This is a genomic window from Sporocytophaga myxococcoides, assembly GCF_000775915.1.
GTDB classification, from domain to species: Bacteria; Bacteroidota; Bacteroidia; order Cytophagales; family Cytophagaceae; genus Sporocytophaga; species Sporocytophaga myxococcoides_A.
This window is the reverse complement of record NZ_BBLT01000008.1, coordinates 144,383-166,033: the sequence shown is the minus strand read 5'-3', so window position 1 is coordinate 166,033 and position 21,651 is coordinate 144,383. Positions and strand designations below refer to the sequence as shown.

The 21,651-nt window shown below is 37.2% G+C and carries 13 protein-coding genes; 4 read left to right on the top strand and 9 right to left on the bottom strand.

Translation table 11 applies throughout. From position 1 onward, the window contains the following. Nucleotides 1–33: 33 nt before the first annotated feature. The gene (locus MYP_RS18130) at nucleotides 34–336 is read right to left on the bottom strand and encodes a DUF7793 family protein (RefSeq protein ID WP_045466576.1); all 303 of its coding nucleotides are present in this window, start codon (nucleotides 334–336) and stop codon (nucleotides 34–36) included. A gap of 215 nt (nucleotides 337–551) precedes the next feature. On the opposite strand from MYP_RS18130, the gene MYP_RS18125 reads away from it, so the two are divergent. Next, nucleotides 552–2,894, top strand: a complete 2,343-nt coding sequence (locus MYP_RS18125) for an arylsulfatase (protein ID WP_045466866.1) — start codon at nucleotides 552–554, stop codon at nucleotides 2,892–2,894. Nucleotides 2,895–3,010: 116 nt separating this feature from the next. Here the strand turns inward: MYP_RS18125 and MYP_RS18120 are convergent, their stop codons facing one another. From MYP_RS18120 to MYP_RS18105, 4 genes are all read right to left on the bottom strand, one after another. Beyond that, nucleotides 3,011–4,177 (bottom strand): chromate transporter, encoded by a 1,167-nt coding sequence (locus MYP_RS18120; RefSeq protein WP_045466573.1) that lies wholly within the window; start codon nucleotides 4,175–4,177, stop codon nucleotides 3,011–3,013. Nucleotides 4,178–4,325: 148 nt separating this feature from the next. After that, nucleotides 4,326–4,781, bottom strand: coding sequence for a chromate resistance protein ChrB domain-containing protein (locus MYP_RS18115; protein ID WP_045466570.1), 456 nt, complete (start codon nucleotides 4,779–4,781; stop codon nucleotides 4,326–4,328). A gap of 15 nt (nucleotides 4,782–4,796) precedes the next feature. Next, the gene (locus MYP_RS18110; protein WP_045466567.1) at nucleotides 4,797–5,552 is read right to left on the bottom strand and encodes a DUF2490 domain-containing protein; all 756 of its coding nucleotides are present in this window, start codon (nucleotides 5,550–5,552) and stop codon (nucleotides 4,797–4,799) included. After that, nucleotides 5,549–6,217, bottom strand: a complete 669-nt coding sequence (locus MYP_RS18105; RefSeq protein WP_045466564.1) for a response regulator transcription factor — start codon at nucleotides 6,215–6,217, stop codon at nucleotides 5,549–5,551. Before MYP_RS18105 ends, MYP_RS18110 begins: the two co-directional genes overlap by 4 nt. Nucleotides 6,218–6,478: 261 nt before the next feature. On the opposite strand from MYP_RS18105, the gene MYP_RS18100 reads away from it, so the two are divergent. Next, complete coding sequence (locus MYP_RS18100) at nucleotides 6,479–6,886, top strand: DUF4345 domain-containing protein (protein WP_045466561.1); 408 nt, start codon at nucleotides 6,479–6,481, stop codon at nucleotides 6,884–6,886. 13 nt (nucleotides 6,887–6,899) lie between these two features. Here MYP_RS18100 and MYP_RS18095 read toward each other — a convergent pair whose 3' ends face one another. After that, nucleotides 6,900–7,487, bottom strand: a complete 588-nt coding sequence (locus tag MYP_RS18095) for a Crp/Fnr family transcriptional regulator (RefSeq protein WP_045466558.1) — start codon at nucleotides 7,485–7,487, stop codon at nucleotides 6,900–6,902. A 550-nt stretch (nucleotides 7,488–8,037) separates the two neighbouring features. Between MYP_RS18095 and MYP_RS18090 the strand changes: the two genes are divergently transcribed. Together MYP_RS18090 and MYP_RS18085 are read left to right on the top strand one after the other, a co-directional pair. Further along, complete coding sequence (locus MYP_RS18090; protein WP_045466555.1) at nucleotides 8,038–8,664, top strand: T9SS type A sorting domain-containing protein; 627 nt, start codon at nucleotides 8,038–8,040, stop codon at nucleotides 8,662–8,664. A 15-nt stretch (nucleotides 8,665–8,679) separates the two neighbouring features. Beyond that, nucleotides 8,680–13,452 carry a hypothetical protein gene (locus MYP_RS18085; RefSeq protein ID WP_045466552.1) on the top strand — a complete coding sequence of 1,591 codons (4,773 nt, stop codon included), beginning with the start codon at nucleotides 8,680–8,682 and terminating at the stop codon, nucleotides 13,450–13,452. Between the two features lie 134 nt (nucleotides 13,453–13,586). Here the strand turns inward: MYP_RS18085 and MYP_RS18080 are convergent, their stop codons facing one another. From MYP_RS18080 to MYP_RS25365, 3 genes are all read right to left on the bottom strand, one after another. Then, entirely contained in the window at nucleotides 13,587–15,458 is a 1,872-nt protein-coding gene (locus MYP_RS18080) for a sulfatase-like hydrolase/transferase (protein ID WP_045466549.1), read from the bottom strand. A 98-nt stretch (nucleotides 15,459–15,556) separates the two neighbouring features. Next, a complete protein-coding gene (locus tag MYP_RS18075; protein WP_045466865.1) occupies nucleotides 15,557–17,866 on the bottom strand; it encodes an arylsulfatase in 2,310 nt (769 codons plus the stop codon). A gap of 725 nt (nucleotides 17,867–18,591) precedes the next feature. Then, a complete protein-coding gene (locus MYP_RS25365; RefSeq protein ID WP_052430327.1) occupies nucleotides 18,592–20,898 on the bottom strand; it encodes a PAS domain-containing sensor histidine kinase in 2,307 nt (768 codons plus the stop codon). Between the last annotated feature and the right edge of the window lie 753 nt (nucleotides 20,899–21,651).

Below are 21,651 nucleotides of genomic sequence, written 5' to 3'. Positions count from 1 at the left end.
AAGCTAAAAATGCGATCACATATGTGATCTAGCTCATGTCTTTGCTTTTTCCGCATTTCTGAATAGTTTAGTCGGTAATGGAGGTTGACTTAGTTTCAGATAAAAATTACCCAATATTTCGTTTACATGAGATTCAAATTGCACCAAGGTATTGCCTTCTCTTGACAGATATTCATTAGCTTCCTTATTGATATACTTAATTTTTCTTATATCAGATATGGCAGGATAAACAGTACCATTCTGAAATTTGATTCTGTCATTGATATTTTTTTTTGCATTCTCAGTCCTTAAAATAATCTCTTTATATATATTCTGCCCATAGAATACCGTCTTCAATCCAAAATTTTATAAGATCATATTCAAATACAAAGGATAAGCCCTTATTAATCATAAAGGTAAAAAACGTAAAATATCTTTATGAAAGAATGTCATGATTAATAATTTTCCCTTCGACTTATCCCTATTTAAAAAGTACCTCCAACATGTTTTCACTTCATTGGTTGAGTACAAACTATTTGATATTTTCATTCAAATTTATAAGGGCTCCAATTATGAAAAGAAGAAACCCCACCTTAAACAGATATCAACTTCCTATACCAAAAATATATCCGAAAACAGTAACTCCTTTGGATATACGCAATGCTCCAAAACCTGAACCAATAGAAGAATTAAGACCACCTAAGGATGCCCCGAATATCCTTATCGTGTTGATCGATGATATGGGTTTTGGTGCCAGCAGCGCTTTCGGAGGACCATGTTATATGCCAAATGCAGAAAGACTTGCCCAAAATGGTTTAAAATATAACCGCTTCCACACCACAGCCTTATGTTCGCCCACCAGAGCAGCATTGCTGTCAGGTAGAAATCATCATTCAGTAAATATGGCTGGAATAACCGAATGTGCCACTCCAAATCCAGGTTATAATACAGTGAGGCCGGAAAGTATGGCTACCATCGCACAAACACTGGTTATGAATGGTTATAACACAGCTGCATTTGGTAAAATGCACCAGACACCAGTATGGGAAACGAGTATAGCGGGACCATTCGACCGCTGGCCAACAGGAGAAGGTTTTGAAAAATTCTATGGATTCATAGGAGGAGAAACCAATCAATGGAACCCTTCCTTAATAGCAGACACCATCCCAATTGATGCTCCGAATGATCCTGAATATCACTTCAGTGTTGACATTACCAATAAAGCGATTAATTACATAAGACAGCAGAAAACTATGGTTCCTGATAAACCATTCTTTGTCTACCTGTCTTTCGGAGCCACACATGCTCCCCACCATGCACCAAAAGAATGGATAGAAAAATACAAAGGAAAATTCGACCATGGATGGGATAAACAAAGAAAGATTACCCTGGAAAAACAAAAGGCTCTCGGAGTGGTTCCCCAAGATTGTGTTTTATCGGAAAGATCACAGGAAATACCAGCATGGGACAGTCTGAACGAAAATGAAAAAACAACAGCCGCAAGACTCATGGAAGCTTATGCCGGATTTGCAGAGCACACTGACCATCAAGTGGGCAAATTATTATCTACACTGGAAGAAATCGAAGCTTTGGACAATACCCTTATATTTTACATTCTCGGAGATAATGGTGCAAGCGGTGAAGGAGGAATTACCGGTAGTGTGAACGAAATGGCGGCATTGAATAATTCTCCTGATACTACGGAAAATATTTTGAATCATTTAGACGACATAGGAACTCCTATGGCTTATAATCATTATCCTGTAGGTTGGGCTCATGCAATGGACACTCCATATCAATGGACGAAACAGATTGCATCACATTGGGGAGGTACAAGAACCGGAATGATCACTCACTGGCCTAATGGTATCGCTTCAAAGAACGAAATTCGTCACCAGTGGTGCCATGTCATCGATGTTGTTCCTACAATACTAGAAGCAGTTAAAATCCCGCACCCACAATTTGTTAACGGAATTCAGCAGGAACCTATAGAAGGTATAAGTTTTGCATACAGCTTCGATGATCCGAAAGCTCCGGACAGACACAATACACAGTACTTTGAAATTTTTACCAACAGAGGTATATACCATGAGGGTTGGTCTGCTTGTACTATCCATTCTATCCCTTGGGTTCTTGCAGGAGCAAATAAAAATTTTAATGATGATAATTGGGAGCTTTATGCACCGGGAGACTGGAGTCAGGCCAATAATGTTGCATCTCAATATCCTGATAAACTCAAAGAACTTCAGGCATTATTCCTGATAGAAGCCTCCAAATACAAAGTCTTCCCATTAGATGACCGAAAAGCTGAACGATTCAATTCAGACCTTGCCGGCAGACCTGATCTTCTGCAGGGACGTAAAACCATGACGTTATACCCGGGAATGAGTCATCTGAATGAAAATACTGTTCTTAACATAAAAAATAAATCGTTTTCAGTTACAGCTAAAGTTGAACTTAAAGATGACACCACTAATGGTGCTATAATAGCCCAAGGAGGAAGATTTGCAGGCTGGTCTCTTTATATGAAAAACGGATATCCTGTTTTCTGTTATAACTGGTTCAACAGACAACACTATTATATTGGCAGCAGAGAACAGCTTAGTACTGGAGAACATTTTATACACTTCGAATTCAAATATGATGGTGGTGGTATAGGTAAAGGAGGAACAGGAATATTATATGCGGACGATCATGAAATAGCTCAGGGTCGTATTGAAAATACGGTTCCGTTTGTATTCTCTGCTGATGATTTTATGGATATAGGAAAAGATTCAGGAGCTCCGGTTACAGAGGATTATGGCTCCTATCAGGGAGTTTTTACAGGTACTATAAATTGGGTAAAAATCAATATAGGCTCTGAAGTGAATGATGATCCTGTAGGAAAGGAACATGCATATCTGGTAAGGCAATAAAAAAAGTTTAAAGCTTAAAGTTTAAAGCTTAAAGTAAATGAGATAAACAAAATACTCCTGCTAATTGCAGAGGTATTTTGTTTTATCTCATTTACATAGTGATTATTTAACTCATTTTAAAAATTCAATACAAGTTTTAATAAAAGTCCAACTGCTGCCATTGCAATAATAATGATTGGTTCCTGAATCTTTTTAAATTTAAACAATACAATACCTGTAGATAAAGCGATCAGTATAGTTGGTATATCCACCAGTGTCCTCTTGCCTATTACCATAACAGACCCGGCTATTGCTCCAATGGCGGCCGCAGTAACTCCATCCACAAATGCTTTGATAGCAGGATGCTTACCAAACTTTTTAAAATATGGTGCGGGCAGAACAGTAAAAATGTAACATGGTAAGAAAGTAGCGGCAGCAGCAGCGCATGCTCCCCATATACCAGCTGCAAGATATCCGATAAAACCAACAGTGATTACTACCGGCCCTGGGGTAATCATGGCAACAGCAACTGCATCCAAAAACTGCTGTTCGGTAAGCCATTGATATTCTTTAACAGTTCCTCCGTATAGAAAAGGAACAATAGCCAAACCACTTCCAAAAACAAAAGCTCCCGCTTTAGTAAAGAAGAGGGTGATCTGCCACAATCTGTTATTATCAGTATCAACTAATGGGAGACTTAACAATAGCGGTGGAACAATCATTCTAAAACTCTTAGCCATCATAAAATTCGGTGGTGCTTTCATAAACCAGACAAGAACCCCTGATGCAATTATCAGCCACATATTCTCTTCTTCGAGTAAAAAGGTAAACACGGCTAGAACTACAAATATTCCCCAGAGCAGCTTATCACTTCCAATACTTTTAGTTGTAAGTTTATAACTACTTAAAGTTATTATACCTATTACCGCAGCTCCTACTCCATAGAATATTGCCTGCATCGCCGGAAACCCACCAAACTCGGCATAAGCAAATCCAAGGGCAAGAACCATCAGAAATGAAGGTAATACAAAAGCCAGTCCTACTAAAGTCGCGCCTACAAATTTATAATGAACATATCCTAGATATATGGACATCTGTGCAGCCAAAGGTCCCGGAGCAAGCTGAGACAAAGCCATCCCTTCCCGATAATCATCTTCAGATATCCATTTATATTTGTCTACAAGATCGCGATGCATGTATCCCACAAGGGCCACAGGACCACCAAATCCAATAGTTCCAAGCTTAAGGAAATACAGTACCAGATCCTTAAGGGAATAAGAGACAATGTTTTTATTTTCTTCCATAGAAATTTATTTTGTTTTACCTTACGATACCTTTAATTTGCAGGAATAGAAGAATTGATCATTTATAATAGATTCTTTATCCTAATTGAAAGGATCAAAAGTATTCAGGATGCTCAATCTTCAAACTTTTAACTTAAAACTTACAACTTTAAACTCCTTTAAATTCCCACCCGTGTGTTTCTTCACTTACATGTTTGCACCAGCTATACAAGGCATCGTAAATAATCATTCCCTGCTTTAACATTTCATAATCATTCTTAAAATTATATGATAAACCTGCTGATATTGCAAATAGTCCTGAAGCTTGGGGTGCCAGATCATAGCGATCCGTATCAGCGGCTCTAACTATCAATGCGAGTCTAAATAGGGCATTATCATGAATTCCATGTTTCTTCAAAAAATAATCAAATGTACATTTGTCTCCTTCATGTGTATATTCAACTCCGGGAATATCATAGGGAATAGCATTAAGTTCACTTGCTTTTTCAATTACCTGATTTGTTGGAACGAATATAAATTCCGGCGAATCATCAATAAACCTGCTGATCAGCCAGGGACAAGCAATCCTATCTATTTTGGGGCGTTCTCTTGTTATCCACTTCATAATAATACTTTGGTTTTATTGATCGTGCTTTCTGAAATCCAATGAATGGAACACAAATAGCCGCACTGCATTCGTTGAGATATATTTATTTCCTGAAGCTTCTTGTTGAAAGACATTCATATAGCCTAAATGGACATTGAGATGTGGAGTAAACTGATATCCAAAACCAATAAAAAATCTGTTCTGATCAAAATAATTGTATACTATATTTTTTCCAAAGTTTACAAACAGCTCATCCATAATTATAAAGAATGGGGTTTTAGCTACAATATCTTTGCCCTTAAGAGGAACAAATAATGATAAATTATATCTTAATCTGAAGTTGAATGTCGTCGAACTTTGCAACTTGTCATTAACAACCTTTCTGTTAAATCTCTCTTCAAGCCTTATCCACTGCAATGTCTGAAACCTGATATACTTCTGCCTCCACCATATTTGCTGCCATGTCCTGTTTTCCGGACGTATAGTATTAAGCCCTTTTCCAGGGTAATGCTCAACAAAAGCATAACCCAGATTTAATCTGAAATTGTCACTGACAAAATAAGTTAATGCTGGTCTGACCAATAACTGAAAAGGCCTTTCAACGAAATGATCTGTCAGTCTGTAATGAAGATCTAACCAGAATCCCCAATGGTTTGACAATCTGGTTTGGTTAAAATATCCAAGCCACAACTGCTCCCTTTCATGTGTCTGCTTAGTAGGTATTTGTCCTTGCATCTCAAAGGATAAAAACAAATAAACGATAATAAAAGAAAAAAGCGCTTGTTTCATAATTCTATAATTTGATAACCTACTTTATATACATTTTTAATTTCTACACCTGATTTGGAATTAACCAGCTTTTTCCTCAGGTTTTTAATGTGAGCAAACAGAATGTTAAAAGATTCAAGATTATCCACATCGTCTCCCCAGAGGTATTCTGCTAAAAGTTCTTTAGAGACCACCCGATGTTTATTGGCATGAAGATGAAGTAAAATATCATATTCTGTTTTGGTCAGCTTTAATGGATGATCCCAAACAAATACAGTTCTTGCGTAAAGATCAATAACTATGTTACCAATATAAATCTTTGAGTTGCTCTGGAATTTTTTTCTCCGTGTAACTGATTTTATCCTAGCAATAATTTCCTCTGGGTGCATTGGAAGTACCAGATAATCGTCTACCCCCAGTTCAAATGCCGAAAGCTTGTTTTCCAGAGCATCATTGGATGACAATAGTATTAATCCTTCATTCCTGTTATTTTCAGAAAGGTGTCTCAACCAGCTATAGCATTCCACTTCGATCTTATCAATTTTTATAACAAGACAATCATATTCATAAAGCATAAACTTTTCAGATGCCTGCAGAATAGATGATACACCATCATGCAAAAATTCATGACTGATCTTGAGTTCAGGTAAATCGGTATCTGAAAAGTTTACTAAAAGGAGTTTCATTTACACAAACTTACAATTTGATTGTGAAGATTTGCTGAATTGAAATCCTTCCGAATTGGCCTAAGAGTAAAAAATAAGATAATTCAGGTTTTTTTTGGGAATCATACCACCAACTATCTTACTGTTGATAATTTTCCACCTAAGTAAAAAAGTTTTTCTGAGTTACAAAATTTCTGACATTATATACTTTCTTACCTTAAGTCAAGGTTTTTTATATTTCATAAATAGACATTTGCTTTATCAACAATTAAAATATTAAAAATGAAAAAATTAAAATCAGTCAAAATTTTCTTGTTTGTCATAGGAATGATCGCGGTAATTATCGGTGCTTCTCTATTACTAAGTCCCATAGAATTTGAAGCTTCTGCAGGCATTCACCTTGACAACGAGGCAAATATCTTAAGTGAAGTAAGAGCTCCCGGTGGTACATTAATGGCTGCTGGAATACTGATCGCCTCAGGAGCTTTTATATCCGGTATGACATATATATCTATACTATTGGCAGCATTATTCTATTTTGCTTATGGCATATCCAGAACAATCAGCATCCTATTAGATGGATTACCTTCGGACACATTAATAATCGCGACAGTAAGTGAAATTATGATCGGGTTAATAAGTTTATACATATTATTTAAATTTTCAAAGCCACAATACCAAGGCGATTAATCAAACAATTTCTTCATTTCGATTTATCATTTTCCATTAAACGTTTTCTGATCCTGCTGAAAGATTCCGGGGTAACACCGATATAGCTGGCAATTTGATGTAAAGGAACCCTGTTTAAAAGCTCGGGTTGCATCTTCATAAGAATCCTGTATCTTTCTTCAGGTTTATGATGATTGAGCAAATTCATTCGATATTCAATCTTGGAATAATCCTGAGTCATTAAAGTATGCACCAGATATTTCAGCTTGGGATACTTTCTATGCAACTCATATTCCTGTTCACGAGTGCCTGTAATCAAAATACAATCTTCAGTACAAACCAGCCAGTAGGCAGAAGGAGCCTGCTCCAGATAACTAGAATAAAGAACGGCAGGCTCGCCCTCAATAAAAAATGCGGTAGTCCTTTCTTCTCCGTCAGCTAGCTGATACTGACGTATACAACCTTTTAAAACAAAATAACAAGTATCACAAACGTTTCCTTCCCTTTGTATTATCTCACCTTTTTGAAAAGCTCTGACATCAGTATTTTCTACAATAAATTGTATTTCATCTTCTTCAAATTTATTTAGCCCGGTGATAAAATCCCTCAGTAGTTTTTTCATAGAAGTGACCATAAGCCTGAAAGTTAAGACACAAGATACACTATTCAATTTAAAACCAAAATAGATCTAACATTATACTCAGGAATAGCAGTACATATTCCGATTCATCAAGTAGATTGTTTGTTCAATAAATTATTCTTTACTTATATGAGATTGACCCAAAATCTGTTGTGCGCTAAAAAAAATTCTGAACGAGCTGCATTGTTGGAAATTGGCTTACCGTAAAAGTTATTTGTAAGTAATAATATTTATTCTTCAATAAGTCTTTTAATTAAGCTTTTCAAATTCAAAATTACCTCCCTGTCTTGCACTCGTTTTTTAATCCCATCCTCTTCCTGATAATACAAGTCAATTTTAGTTTAAGAATCTTATCCTGAGTAATAGTAAATACTTTTATTTCAAAAACAGCTCTGTTCCAAAACCTTATACAATACCATCAAAAAAGAGAATTACCAGCCTGTTTTATTTTCCTTTTAATAGATATTTTTAACAGCTTTTCATCAAAACTTTGATCCGATGGAAAACGTATTTATTTAAATTCCAATTAAATATGAAACCAATCTACACGATACCATTACTTTTACTACTGGTATCCTTTCAAACGTGGGCACAGACTACACTAAATTTTTCTGTTACTCAAAAAACCAGTGTACTTACATTGAATGCCGGGACAAATAAATCGATCACCAACGGACAGCAGACCGTTCTTGGAGGATCGCCGAGTGTGAGTGGAGGTACGTCTCCTTACACTTACAGTTGGTCACCTTCACAGGGCTTAAACCAGGACAATACAGCAAATCCTGCTGCAAGCCCAATAGGCTCTACGATTTATACAATGACAGTAACTGACAGCAAGGGATGCAGTAATTCTAAAAGCGTAACGGTTACAGTAAATGGTGTTCCTGTTGGAATCTTTAATGGGTATGCATCTTCTATCAACTTATACCCTAATCCTACAAGCAGCAGACTTTTTATAACATCTGACCTTATTCCTGGAAAAGAGCTCAAACTAGAGGTATTCAATCCCCAGGGAATTTCTGTTTATGAAAATCTGCTCTATAGTTCTAATGGAACGCTGGATGCAACAATAGATCTTCCGGAAGATATTAAAGGTCTGGTCATGATTAAGCTTTCCAGCAATGATCTGCTGGTAGTTCGTAAAATAATGGTTGAATAATCTGCCTGCTGGTTTATGATAAAGAAGTACAAACGTTCATATAATAACGTCAGAATAATATTAACTCTGCTACTGCTTTCCCTGGCCGGAAACCTGAAAGCTCAGAATCCTATCATTTTCAAGGGTGATTCAGTAAAATTATCTCTTGATACCTACAGAGGGCAAGTAGTCTGGCAGAAGGCTGGTTATTCCAGTGACAATCCAACTACATGGACCGATATCCCCGGAGCTACTTATAATAACTATTGGGTAAAGCCAACAGAACATACTTTTTACAGAGCTAAAGTTACAGAAGGGACTTGTAATCCTGTGGTTTACTCTCCTGAAAAGGCTGTATTGATCAGTTCACAGCCAGGAATTTCCATTACTGTGACAGCTCCTACAAATATCACACACAGTACAGCCGACATTGCAGCTATTGTGCAGCGTTTAGGTGGAGATGCCAAAGTTACAGCAAGAGGTGTATGCTGGGGTACCAGCACTAATCCGACAATTAATAACAGCAAAACTACCAATGGAACCGGAACGGGTTCATTTAATGCAACTCTTACAGGTCTTCAGGAAAATACTACATATTATGTAAGAGGATACATTACTGCAGATAACATGTATAGCTATTATGACGCTCAGCCACCCCTTATTGGATATTTCACTTTTAAAACACCTTATAGGGTAAAGGTTACTGGAAATATAGTAACTGAAACATCCTTTACCACAGCTACATTGAAAAATGACATTTCATTCAATGGAACGAGTGTGCCGATTGTTTCAAAAGGTATTGTCTATCGTACTGTTTCCGATTACAGAATTGATAAACGTGATCCGGATCTGACAGACACCAAGACCATAGATGGTTCAGGAAGCGGCCCCTTTACAACTAACCTTAACAATCTAAAGTCAGGTGGATATTATATATACCGGTCATATGCTACCACAGCAGATGGAGTAACCTACTATAGCGATGGCTGGACCTTTAAAACACTTCAACCTTTGACAGCTGTACTTTCCGGCTTGGGCCGCCTTGAGAGCAATCGTGCAGACATAGGAATTACTGTTTATGGAACAGGATCTTATTCTGAGAAGGGAGTATGTTATGGTCTTTCTCCGTCACCAACAATTGCAGGAGCGCAGTCACAGACAGGAATTATTCAATCTTTAAATCCTAATACCAAATACTATGCTCGTGCTTATGTGATCGACTCAACTGGCTCTGTTATATATGGTAATGAAATTCCATTCACAACTCTTCCAATAAATTCTCAACCTCTTACAGTAACAGCTTACGGGGCGACCGTGGAAGCAGGTAATGTCTATACCAATTCTATTATTGAAGGATCAGGAACGGTCTCCAACAAAGGAATTTGTTATGATGTACCTGAAGATCAACCGACCATAATTATAACTACTGACAACAATAAAACTACAGAAGGACCTGGAAGTGGTGCTTTTTCAAGCGCACTTAAAGGACTTACTAAAGAAGGGGCTTACTATTATAGAGCCTATGCCACCCTTAACAACGGAACTACTGTTTACTCCGGTTACAAATACTTCTTCTTTTACGACTTCATCGATGCTGATGTGCAGATCAATAAGATTGCTTCTATTCAACATAATGCAGCAGTACTAAGCAGCAAAGCTGAACTTATTGAAGGAACGGGCAGAGGTACCATTAGCTCAAGAGGGATCTGTTACAGCACTGAGTCTAATCCTTCTGTCGGAGATTCAAAAGTGATTACAGCTAACAGTAGTGGGGATTTACAGACCACTCTTGCAAGTTTAAAACCTAACACAACTTATTATGCGAAAGCTTATGTCATCGTCAATGCCTATGGAGAGGGATATTCAACATATTACAGCGATGAAATTTCGTTTACTACACTCCCTTCTCCAGTAGCATCGGTTACTACAGAAACTCCTTCTTCTATCTCTAATATCTCTGTTGTACTGGGTGGTAAAATAATAGTTAGCGATATTGTAACTGAACGCGGAATCTGCTGGAGCTTGTCTCCTTCCCCTACCATCCTGGGTAATAAAATTGTGGAAGGGACCGGAGCAGGATCTTTCACTATTACACTAACAGGACTAACGCCTGGCACAAAGTATTATGCAAAAGCCTATGCGCTTACTGCTAGCGGTAGCACAATGTATGGAGATGAGGTTACTTTTACTACCGAAATCACTCCTATAATGATTTCTACCACTATAGTAAGCGGTATTACATCCAATGGTGCTATGTCAGGAGGCTCAGTTATATTGGAGGGCGGCATGACCGTCAATGAAAGAGGTATTTGTTATAATACAGCAGGAGGCCCTACCATCAGCAACAGTAAAAACAGCAATGGTCAGGGTGCAGGTACTTACACCAGCACATTAACCGGACTTATGGCTAGCACTACCTATTATGTACGAGCATATGCGATTGATCATACCAATAAGACACATTATGGAGATGAAGTAAGTTTTACAACTCCAGCAGCTTCTACTTTTCAGGTCACAACAACTCCTATGGCTAATATTCAGCTGTTAACACCAACTTACAGTGGTACTTCAGGAGGAACGGTAAGTGGAACGGGAACGATATCAGCTAAAGGGGTGTGTTGGAATACAGCTGAAAATCCGACTATAGCTAATTCCAAAACTACCAATGGAACTGGACTAAGTGCTTTCAGCAGTATTGTTACAGGACTTAACCCGGGAACTACATATTATTATCGCGCCTATGCTACCAGCAGCACAGGGACAACTGTTTACGGTGAACAATATTCTGTATACTATGCAACTACCATTACAACTGAATTGCCTTATAATATTCAGGCAACAACAGCATCTTCCGGAGGGAACATTCCTACACCAGCTTCCGGAACGATTACGGCAAGAGGAGTTTGTTGGAGTAGTGCTGAGAATCCAACCATCTCCGCTTCAAAAACTTCCGATGGAACCGGACCAGGAACCTTTTCAAGTTCATTGACCGGCTTAACGGTGAATACTACCTATTATGTAAGGGCATATGCTACATTAAGCACAGGAAGTACTTATTATGGAAATCAACGTACCCTAACAACATATCAGGCAGGTACAGTTTCAGTAACAACCCTTCCGGCTTCCAATCTTACCGACATTAGCGCCGAAATAGGTGGCAAAGTCATAGGACAGGAAAATATTCAGGCCCGAGGTATCTGCTATGGAACCATGCAGAATCCTTCTTTAAGCAATAAAGTCATAACTGCCTATACCTGGACAACTGATTATTTATTTAGTTTAAAAGCCACCGGGTTAACAGAAAACACACTCTATTATGCCAGAGCTTATGCTACTCTGAGTAATGGAACTACAGTTTATGGTAATCAGATTTCCTTTACTACACCAGTAGGTCCATCCTATACGATCACTACTGCTCCTGTAACCGACATTCAGCCAAATTGGGCAATGGGAGGAGGAACCTACAGTGGACCAGGAACTATAACAGACAAAGGTGTAGCATTTGGAACCAGTCCTAATCCTTTTGCTTATACAGCAGGATTAGGAACCAGTCAGATGCCATCCGAAACAACTACTTTTCAAGGACATTTTGGTCCATTGCAACCGAATACAGTATATTATGCAAGAGCTTATATTGTTGCACCTAGTGGAAAGATTTTTTATGGAAATCAAATTACATTCACCTCCGGAAATATAGAAGTAAGGACTGCGGGTTCTTCTGTATCAGGAATGTCTGCTACCTTAAATGGGCATATTGCTTTGTATAGCGGAGGAACCATAACAGACAAGGGAATCTGCTGGAGCAGTACCAATACCACCCCAACTACTGCTGACTCGAAATCATCGCAGGGAACTGCTGTCGGTCCATATAGCACTACCATTTCAGGACTAACTCCGAGCACTGTATATGCCTTTAGAGCCTATGCGATTACAAGTAGTGGCACAACTATATATGGAGAAGTTTTGGGCTTTATCACAAGGGATCATGCAACCATTGTGGTAGAAACCAGAGGTTCTTCTGAAAAAACGACTACCAGTTTATTAATAGGTGGAGAGGTTGTAAATGAAGGTAGTGAAGTAGTCACTTCCAGGGGGATTTGTTATGATGCATCCAATCCAAACCCAACAACTGCAGATAGCAAAGTGACCAGCGGTTCCGGCAATGGTGCCTTCGGAGCTTTATTAAGCGGATTGCAGCCGTCTACAAGATACTACTACAGAGCATATGCTGTTACCAATGCCGGTAAGACAATTTACGGAAGAGTTATTATGGGCTTTACCCTTACATACGATAACATACCTCCTCCTGCACCAGATCCCGTGGAGCCAACGCCCCCTAATAATGGAGGTGGAAGTGACGGTGGTGGTGGCTTTACTCCAGGAATAGGAGATCGATATCTGATGTTCGGAAGAGTATTTGGCCCCGCTAAGCAGGACTGCCGTGAAGGAAGCAACTACTTCCAGGATTATAAGGCTTATGGAATTTTGTATGTGGAAGGAAAAAATACAAGGGCTTCCTACGATCAGGCAAGTGCTAGCCTGGATGCACAGATGAGAGCGAAATATTATGGTGACAAATATACATACAGTGTAGAATCATCTGCTGATTATAATGTTAATTACAGATATGCTGTAATCATTGAGTATAAAAAGAAAATTACAGGTTGGGATTGTTATAGTGTCTTCGTAACGATAGGATATGGGAATTCATATGATGAAGCCCTGACTCATGCTTTATCACGAAAAAACAAGGATGCGAACAACGGTGATAAGGCACCTTATAAAGTACTTAAGCAGCTGCATTGGTAGTATGGGGAAAGCTTAAATTTTCCTTCCTATCTATATTTCTAAGAATCCATCAAAAACAATTGATTGTTCTAAAAATTCAAAAGCGTTTCATATCACAGTGAAACGCTTTTGATATTATTGCCTGTTAGTTAGAACTATTTCTTTTCAATATTTGCATCATTTACCACTGCATTCTGCTGCATTCTTATTCTTCCTGCATAGTCCCAATCAATCAGAGGATAAACATTATATTTCCTGGCTTCATTGTCGTAAAGTTCTTTCAACTCATTAAGCTTCTCAGGATATTTTGCAGCAAGATTATTGCGCTCATTAAAATCTTCATTCAGATTATATAATTCCCAAACATCCTTTGAAGGGTCTGATACAATTGTTTTTCTTTCACCTTCAAAAAAAGCAAAATCAATATAATCAGGACGATGTGCTGCTGCTGCTTTCCAGCCATCTTTATAAATAGCTCTTGAACCTGCTATAGTATAATATTGCTGAGTATGAGTTGAAGGAGCGTTCGGGTTAGAGAAAGAATAATTCAGTTCAAATCCTTCCAAAGGAGCTTGTACATAGTTCTTGACTTTTTCAGGGAAGTTTAGTCCAATCAGTTTAATTGTGGTTGGATATATATCTATGATGTGTGCATATTGATTCCTTATTCCTCTTTCCTTTATTCCTCTTGGATAGAAAACAATTAAAGGATTGCGAGTACCTCCTTCAGAAAAAGCATCCTGCTTCCAGTGTTTGAATGGCGTATTGGTAGCCTGGGCCCAACCTAACGGATAATTCGCAGAAGTAATAACATCCTTTGTTCCGATTTTATCATACTCGCTCAAGATATGTTTTCTGTATTCTTCACGAGTCATTTTTTCTCTTCCAAAAGCAACACTTTTGTTAGTTACCCCATATTCAGTACCTTCCTTGCTTGCTCCATTATCCCCAATAGAAACGAATACGGCAGTATTCTCCAACTGTCCGGTTTCCTTTAGAAATGTTAGCACTCTTCCGATCTCGTAGTCTGTATATTCAAGAAACCCAGCATAGACCTCAAAGAAACGGGCAAATAGTTTGCGTTCCTCTACAGGAAGATCTTTCCATGCTTTAATGAGAGGGTTACGTGCTGGGAGCTGCGCATTAGCAGGTATTATGCCCTTTTTCTTTTGGTTGGCCAATACCTTTTCACGATATGCATCCCAGCCTTCATCAAACTTTCCTTTGTATTTGTCACTCCATTCTTTTTCTACCTGATGAGGTGCATGAGTAGCACCGGGGGCCAGATAAATAAAAAACGGTTTATCAGGAGCTTTGCTTTTTAATCTTGTGATATAAGTGATTGCCTTATCAGCAAGTAATTTATTCAAATGAGTTCCATCAGGCTTAATGTGTTCATTGTCTTCAACCAGATCCGGTTTATACTGATCTGTAGCTCCACCAAGGAAACCAAAGTTATGATCGAATCCTTTGCCGGAAGGCCAGCGGGTGAATGGACCGGCATCTGTTGTTTCTTCATCCGGAGTCAGATGCCACTTTCCAAGTTGAAATGTAGCATAACCATTCTCATTCAGTACTTCTGCAATAGTAGCTTTTTCACTAGGAATCTTGCCATCATAACCAGGATAGTCAGCCCTTACAGAAGCACTGGGAAACAAGCCCATGTGAGCAGAATGGGAATTCCTTCCAGTAAGCAAGGCTGCACGTGTCGGAGAACAGATACCTGTAGTATGAAAATTGGTATATCTTAGACCATTATTAGCAAGACTATCCAGATTTGGAGTATTCACCAGCCCTCCAAAAACACTGGCTGCTCCGAAGCCTACGTCATCCAATAAAATCCAAATAACGTTAGGTGCCCCTGCCGGTGCTTTTTTTCCTCCATAAATGGTTTTATAAGAAGGCTGCGATTCCTGCCATGAAATGGAAATTTTACCCTCGCCTATTTTTTGTTCCTGGGCAAAAGCAGAAGTAATGGTTGTTGCTGCCAGAAATAATGTAGCTGATAATTGATTTATATGTTTCATTATTTAATTTATTTTGAATACTTAACTGGTTGGTTTAGTATGAGCAAAGGAGAATAAAAGCGCTTCATGACAAAACGCTTTTATTTCAATGCATGATTTTATTTTGCAGGCTCTTCCGCCAGTTTAGGAGTTTCAATCAGTTCAAGCACAACTTCATTTAACTTTCCGTTAAATTCAAAAGGAGCTTTATATGAAGGAGTAACAGATGTTCCAAGATCCCTTCCTACTTCCAGTCCATCATATCCGCTGCTTGCATTACTGATCTTTCCAAGGTTTTTTGAACCAACCTGCTGACCATTGAAAAATAAAGCGACTGCTTTATTCTTGCCATTATTGCTATAGGATACTTCTGCCTTCAATGATACTTTTCCAACAGGAATTTCTTTTTCAGATTTTATTTCAATCAGTTTTCCATCTGCATTGTATGCAAAGACAAGTTTTTTATCCTTTACATAAAGACTTATTCCTGACAATACATTTCCGAAAGAAAACAAAACACCTTGTGTAGTAGAAGTAACTTCAGCATTAACAGTTATAGAATAAGAGTCGTTATAGAATTTTGGTGTTGCACTTCTGGATAAGAAATTATCTTTGTAAAGAACTATTTTCTTTGCATTACCAAAAGCAGTCTGGTTGCTTACAGCCCAGTCATCTTTTAACGGATACACATTGTACTTCCAGGCTTCTGCTTCAAATGCTTCTGCAAGTTCTTTTACCTTTTCAGGGTATTTAGCTGCCAGGTCGTTTTGCTCATTGAAATCTTCACGTACATTATATAGATACCATCTCTCTTCAGATGCCGGAATTCTTTTTGTACGGTCATGCGGGAAGGAAGCCTTCCATCCGTCTTTATAAAGACTATACGACCCTGTCATTTCCTGATATTGAATTGTATGTCTTTCCGGTAAATTTTTATTCGCAGGATCTATAGTGTATGCAAGACTTGTACCTTCAATTGGTTCTTGAGGATAGCCGTTAATAACAGTTGGCACTTTTACACCTGCAAGTTCAATTGTAGTTGGAAGGATATCATTTACATAAGAATATTGATGACGGATTCCTCCTTTATCTTTAATCTTTTTCGGATAAAAGAGAATCAATGGATCATGGGTCCCACCTTCAAAGTTTCCATAACTTTTATAAAAACGGAACGGAGTGTTGGTTGCAGCAGCCCAACCGTCAGGCCATAGAGCAGAAGAACTTTCAGTACCCAATTTATCCAGATTTTTCACTTCCTGTGCCAATTGCTGCTCACGAGTATCATCAGGATCGGTAGTGATAAACCTGCCGAATTCCTTTGCACCACCTTCTGCCCCATTGTCACCAATCAATAAAGCGATAAGTGTATTATCAAGCTGACCTAATTTCTCTACATAGTCTATGATGCGACCGATCTCATGATCTGTCTGTGAAAGGAAACCAGCATATACTTCCATATGGCGCAAATAAACTTTTTTCTCATTATCCGACAATTTATCCCATGGTTTTACGCCAGGATTTGCAGGAGGTAATGTAGTCCCTGGAGGAACAACTCCTTTTGCTATCTGATTTTTTAAAACAGTTTCTTTGTATTTGTCCCATCCTGCATCAAACTTTCCTTTATATTTATCTATCCACTCTTTGGAAACCTGATGGGGTGCATGTACTGCTCCTGGAGCAAAGTAAAGGAAGAAAGGCTTGTCCGGAGCTGCAGCTTTCTGTCCGGCTATAAAGTTAATGGCTTCGTTCGCGAATAATTCATTCACGTGTCTTCTTTTAGGATCTTCAGGCTCTCTTTGTGTATTGCGGTATAAAATCGGATGCCACTGATCACCGGCACCCGTTTCAGGAGGGAAACCATAGAAGTGATCGAAACCTCTGCCTGTAGGCCAGCGGTTGAACGGACCAGCTTGTGTAGCATCAGAAGGATGTGTTAAATGGTATTTACCAACAGCAAATGTATTGTATCCATTTTCACGAAGTATTTCAGCTACAGTTGCTTTTTCAAAAGGTAAATAGCCATCATAGCCAGGTGTATCGTAAGAAGTGCTTGCAAAAAAACCAAAATGTACGGAATGGGTATTTCTTCCCGTTAATAATGCCGCTCTTGTAGGAGCGCAGTATGCTGCTGTATGAAAATTTGTATAACGCAATCCCTGATTGGCCAGACGATCGAAGTTAGGTGTTTCGATTAAGCCACCAAAAGCAGTGGAAGCACCATAACCGATATCATCAATCAGTATCCAGATAATATTTGGTGCCCCTTCGGGAGCTTTGGGTAGTGTTTGTGCCCTGTACTCCTTAGTCTCCTCAAGGGTTTTTCCAATTTTCCCCTGAAATATTGGTGTAGGACTATGCTGTGCATTGGCATAAAAACCAAGGGCAAGTAAACCTGCTGATGCAAGTAATTTAAATCTATTTGGTTTCATTATATAGTTTGGTTGTTTTATTTTTTTTGTTCTGCAGTAGTCTTGATATTTTGCTTGATATAATATTCTATGTCTATCAATGATAGATATTATATTTTGCAGCTTCCTCATCATGTTTTTTCATAATGATTAAAATATCAGATTAATTTACCCTATCCCTATTGACTAAATAGAGATTTGTTCCTTATAAAAGCCCTTCAACTTATTAAAGGGCTAACTGATTCTAATTAAATTAAATTATATTATGAGTCTTTATGCAATTAGGTTCTTATATGATTACTAGTTGCAATCAATACTCTATACTCTCTTATAAAAAGAAATTTGAATATTACATGCTTTATCATATAATAAACAATCCTTTTAGAATAGATAAGTAATCTTAAATGGTCATTTGAAAACTATGTAACCTAAATTAATAAAATCTGAGAGGCTGTTGGTGGCACTGCCTGGTGGTGAACAAACATAACAAAAAGGAAGATATAAAAAAATAGATTAACGATTTACACCCTGGCAAACACTAAACTCTTTGGGATTCATACCTAAGGTTCTGGAACAATACCACTGAAAAATCAATAAAGCATCACATCAGTCCGATAATCAAAATTATATTAACTATGTCTGAAAGGTTATTATTAAAAGTAAGCATATAAATAATAGATCAGACACCATTTCCAGAAAAGATTATCTCAGCTTTTAAAAGTTAATTAATGTGCATAATTTAAAAATCAGAAAAAAACCCTGAAAGTAGAACCTTTATCCGGCTCACTTTCCACTTGAATACTTCCCCCTGTATTTTCAATCATTTTCTTCACGATATAAAGCCCCACTCCTGTTCCCTCTACATGCGTATGCAAACGTTTAAACATTTGGAATAATTTACGTTGTTGTCTTTCATCCAAGCCGATTCCATTATCTTTAAATGAAAGTACAATTTTTCCATCTTCCAACCTTTCAGTCTTTACATGAACTACAGGATCTCGTTCACTTCTGTATTTAATTGCATTGCTCAAAAGGTTGTATATAATACTTCTTAAATTCTTATGGGAGAAATGAATTGAATTTATTTGAAGTTCCTCAATAAAAGTAACATTATCCTTTTTAATCTGCTCACTGTAATCTTGCTTAAAATCATTAATAATAGCTTTAAATGAGACATCTTCTGCAGCATCATTCACACCTCTTTGAATCCTGCTTATTTCTGTTAATTCCTCTATAGTTATTTTTAACTTTTCTATGGAAGTCTTTATCATCTCAATAACAGACTGCTGTTCTTGGGATCTACTTCCTTTATCCCATTCAAATATTATATCAACCAAAGCTTCTATATTGATTATCGGAGCTTTCAAATCGTGAGAAGCTGTATAAATAAAACTATCAAGATCATTATTAATCCTTATTAATTCAGAATTTTGCTTTTCAAGCTTTTTTTCATTTTCAATTCTTTCGGTAAGATCTATACCCATGACTACTACTCCCCTTACCTTATTCTCATATATATCAGGAATAAAGCTTAGGCTAAATGTCTTAAATAACATGCTTTTTAGCTCAAATTCAATCTCAGCAGATGTTTCACTTCCAGCTAATGATCCATTCAGCAACCCGTGAAATTTACCAAAGGTTTCTTTATCCATTCCTTCCTGAATTAATTTACCTTCAATATCTTCAGATATTTTCCCGATCTTTTTAAAATTCTCATTGGCGAACTGACATATGCCATCCTTATTGATATATGCTATCATTGCAGGGATTGCATTGGTTATAAGTCTTAGCTGACTTTCCCTTTTTTTTAACTCATTTGTTCGTTCCCTTATTTTTTCCTCCAGATTCTGATTTGCCGCTTTTAATTCATCCTGAATATCTTTAAGTTGTGTTATATCTCTTGAAATGGCAAGGATATGCGTCACGTTACCATCAACATCCCTTTGAAAAGGTATTTCTCTTGATGCTGTCCATTTCCATTTCCCAGTATAAGGGTCTTTCACACTAAACTCAAACGTAGTGATCTCATCATCTTTTAATTTTTTATATTTTTCATATCTGGCTTTTATTGCTGAATTTTCATCTGGATGCAAAACTCCCCATTCAGTGAGCATATCAGCAGTAACTCCCAAATATTTTTCTGGTTCACGATTGATATAAACAACCACTCCGGAAGCCAATTCAACAATAAAAATAGAATCAGGAGTAGTTTCTGCAACCTTCATACTGAACAACTGGCTCTCCTTTAGTTTTTCTTCCACCATCTTTCTTTCTGTAATGTCCACCAGCATTCCGACAATCTGACTTACATTTCCATCTTTATCCCTTTTAAAAACTTTTTCTCTTGAATAAAACCATTTGTATTCCCCATTTACATCCCTTATTCTATAGTCCATCGACCTTACTTCATCATCTTGTGCATTTTTAAATCCCTCAAAATAATCTTCTATCATCTGAACATCGTCCGGGTGTATTACCTCTGATACAATTGATTTTCCCATACTTTTCAGCTGGTCAGAATTATAACCAAGAGATTCATTCAATTCTTTGTTTGAATAAATATTCCTTTTTTCATTTATATCATATACATACAACTTATTAGGACTTGCCATAGCTAGATTTTGTATGAAAAAAATGTGTTTCTTCAATGCTTCCTCATAATCATCTCTATTTTCTTTTATACTAAGATATGAAAGGCCCTCAATGATTGTCATTATTCTCGGTGCAAACAGAAATAAGATATAAATGACCCCTAAAGATGCAATTGAAGTGATGACCCGGACTATAAATTTTAGTTTAAAGACAGGCTGCCCAATAGAGAAAATATCAATGAGATGACTGACAGCAATCCCTGTTATAAAAAGAAAGACAAGCAAGACAATCCAAATACTCCTGAAGTCTTTTCTTATCCAAACAATATACCCTATAGCAAAAGATATAATAAAAAAAACAAGGAAAGAAATGGCATCAAATATAACATTGATCCAGATGGTGTCATGTTTCCCAATGAAAAATTGAGCTATACCCAAGAAAAGCAAACTTAATAAGGCCATTAACGATATGGTATAAAACAAAAAACTTTGCACTTATCTAATTGTTAGCAAAGTACAGTCCACTAGTTGAATAATTTAATAGAAATAGTGTATTAACTCCCGCAACGTAAAATGTTTGTAAAAGTTATTCCTAAAAATAATCTAAAAAACTATTAACAATATTCACCTCCGTTCCTCAATTCAGCGGAAATGTAACTCATAAGTTGACTGTCAGGATTAAAATGATCAAATAAAAGAATGATCTCAAATGTGAGGATTTGTAACATTATAAGAGGATGAATTTATTTCTGAAATTGTCATAACTTCAATTTTGATTTACCTAATACCACCATAGCCTAAGTCCATATAATAAAATAAAATAAGTACTGATATAAAATATGAAATCATATAAAGCACGAAATATTACTTTGGGATAAACTAATCTTTATGTCTGCTCAAGATATTGTTACAAAAAAACAAAGTCAAGGCCTTTAAGCAAATGTATTGGAAAATGAATTTATATCAGGAAGTCATGAGAAATAAGGCTCAGGAAGGTACATTGTACAAAAGCACAAAGCTCTGGCAATCATTAAAACAATGATTACCAGAGACTGAAATAAAAATATAAGAAAGGCCCTTGCAAGGCATAGAAACTCAAGCAAGGACTTTAAGAGTACCTCTTATAGTATGAATTAAAAGGCTGAATAAAGTTTTAAGTTCAGACTATATTGTATTCATTGGAATACTAGTAAACTGCCCAAGTTTTTAACAAAG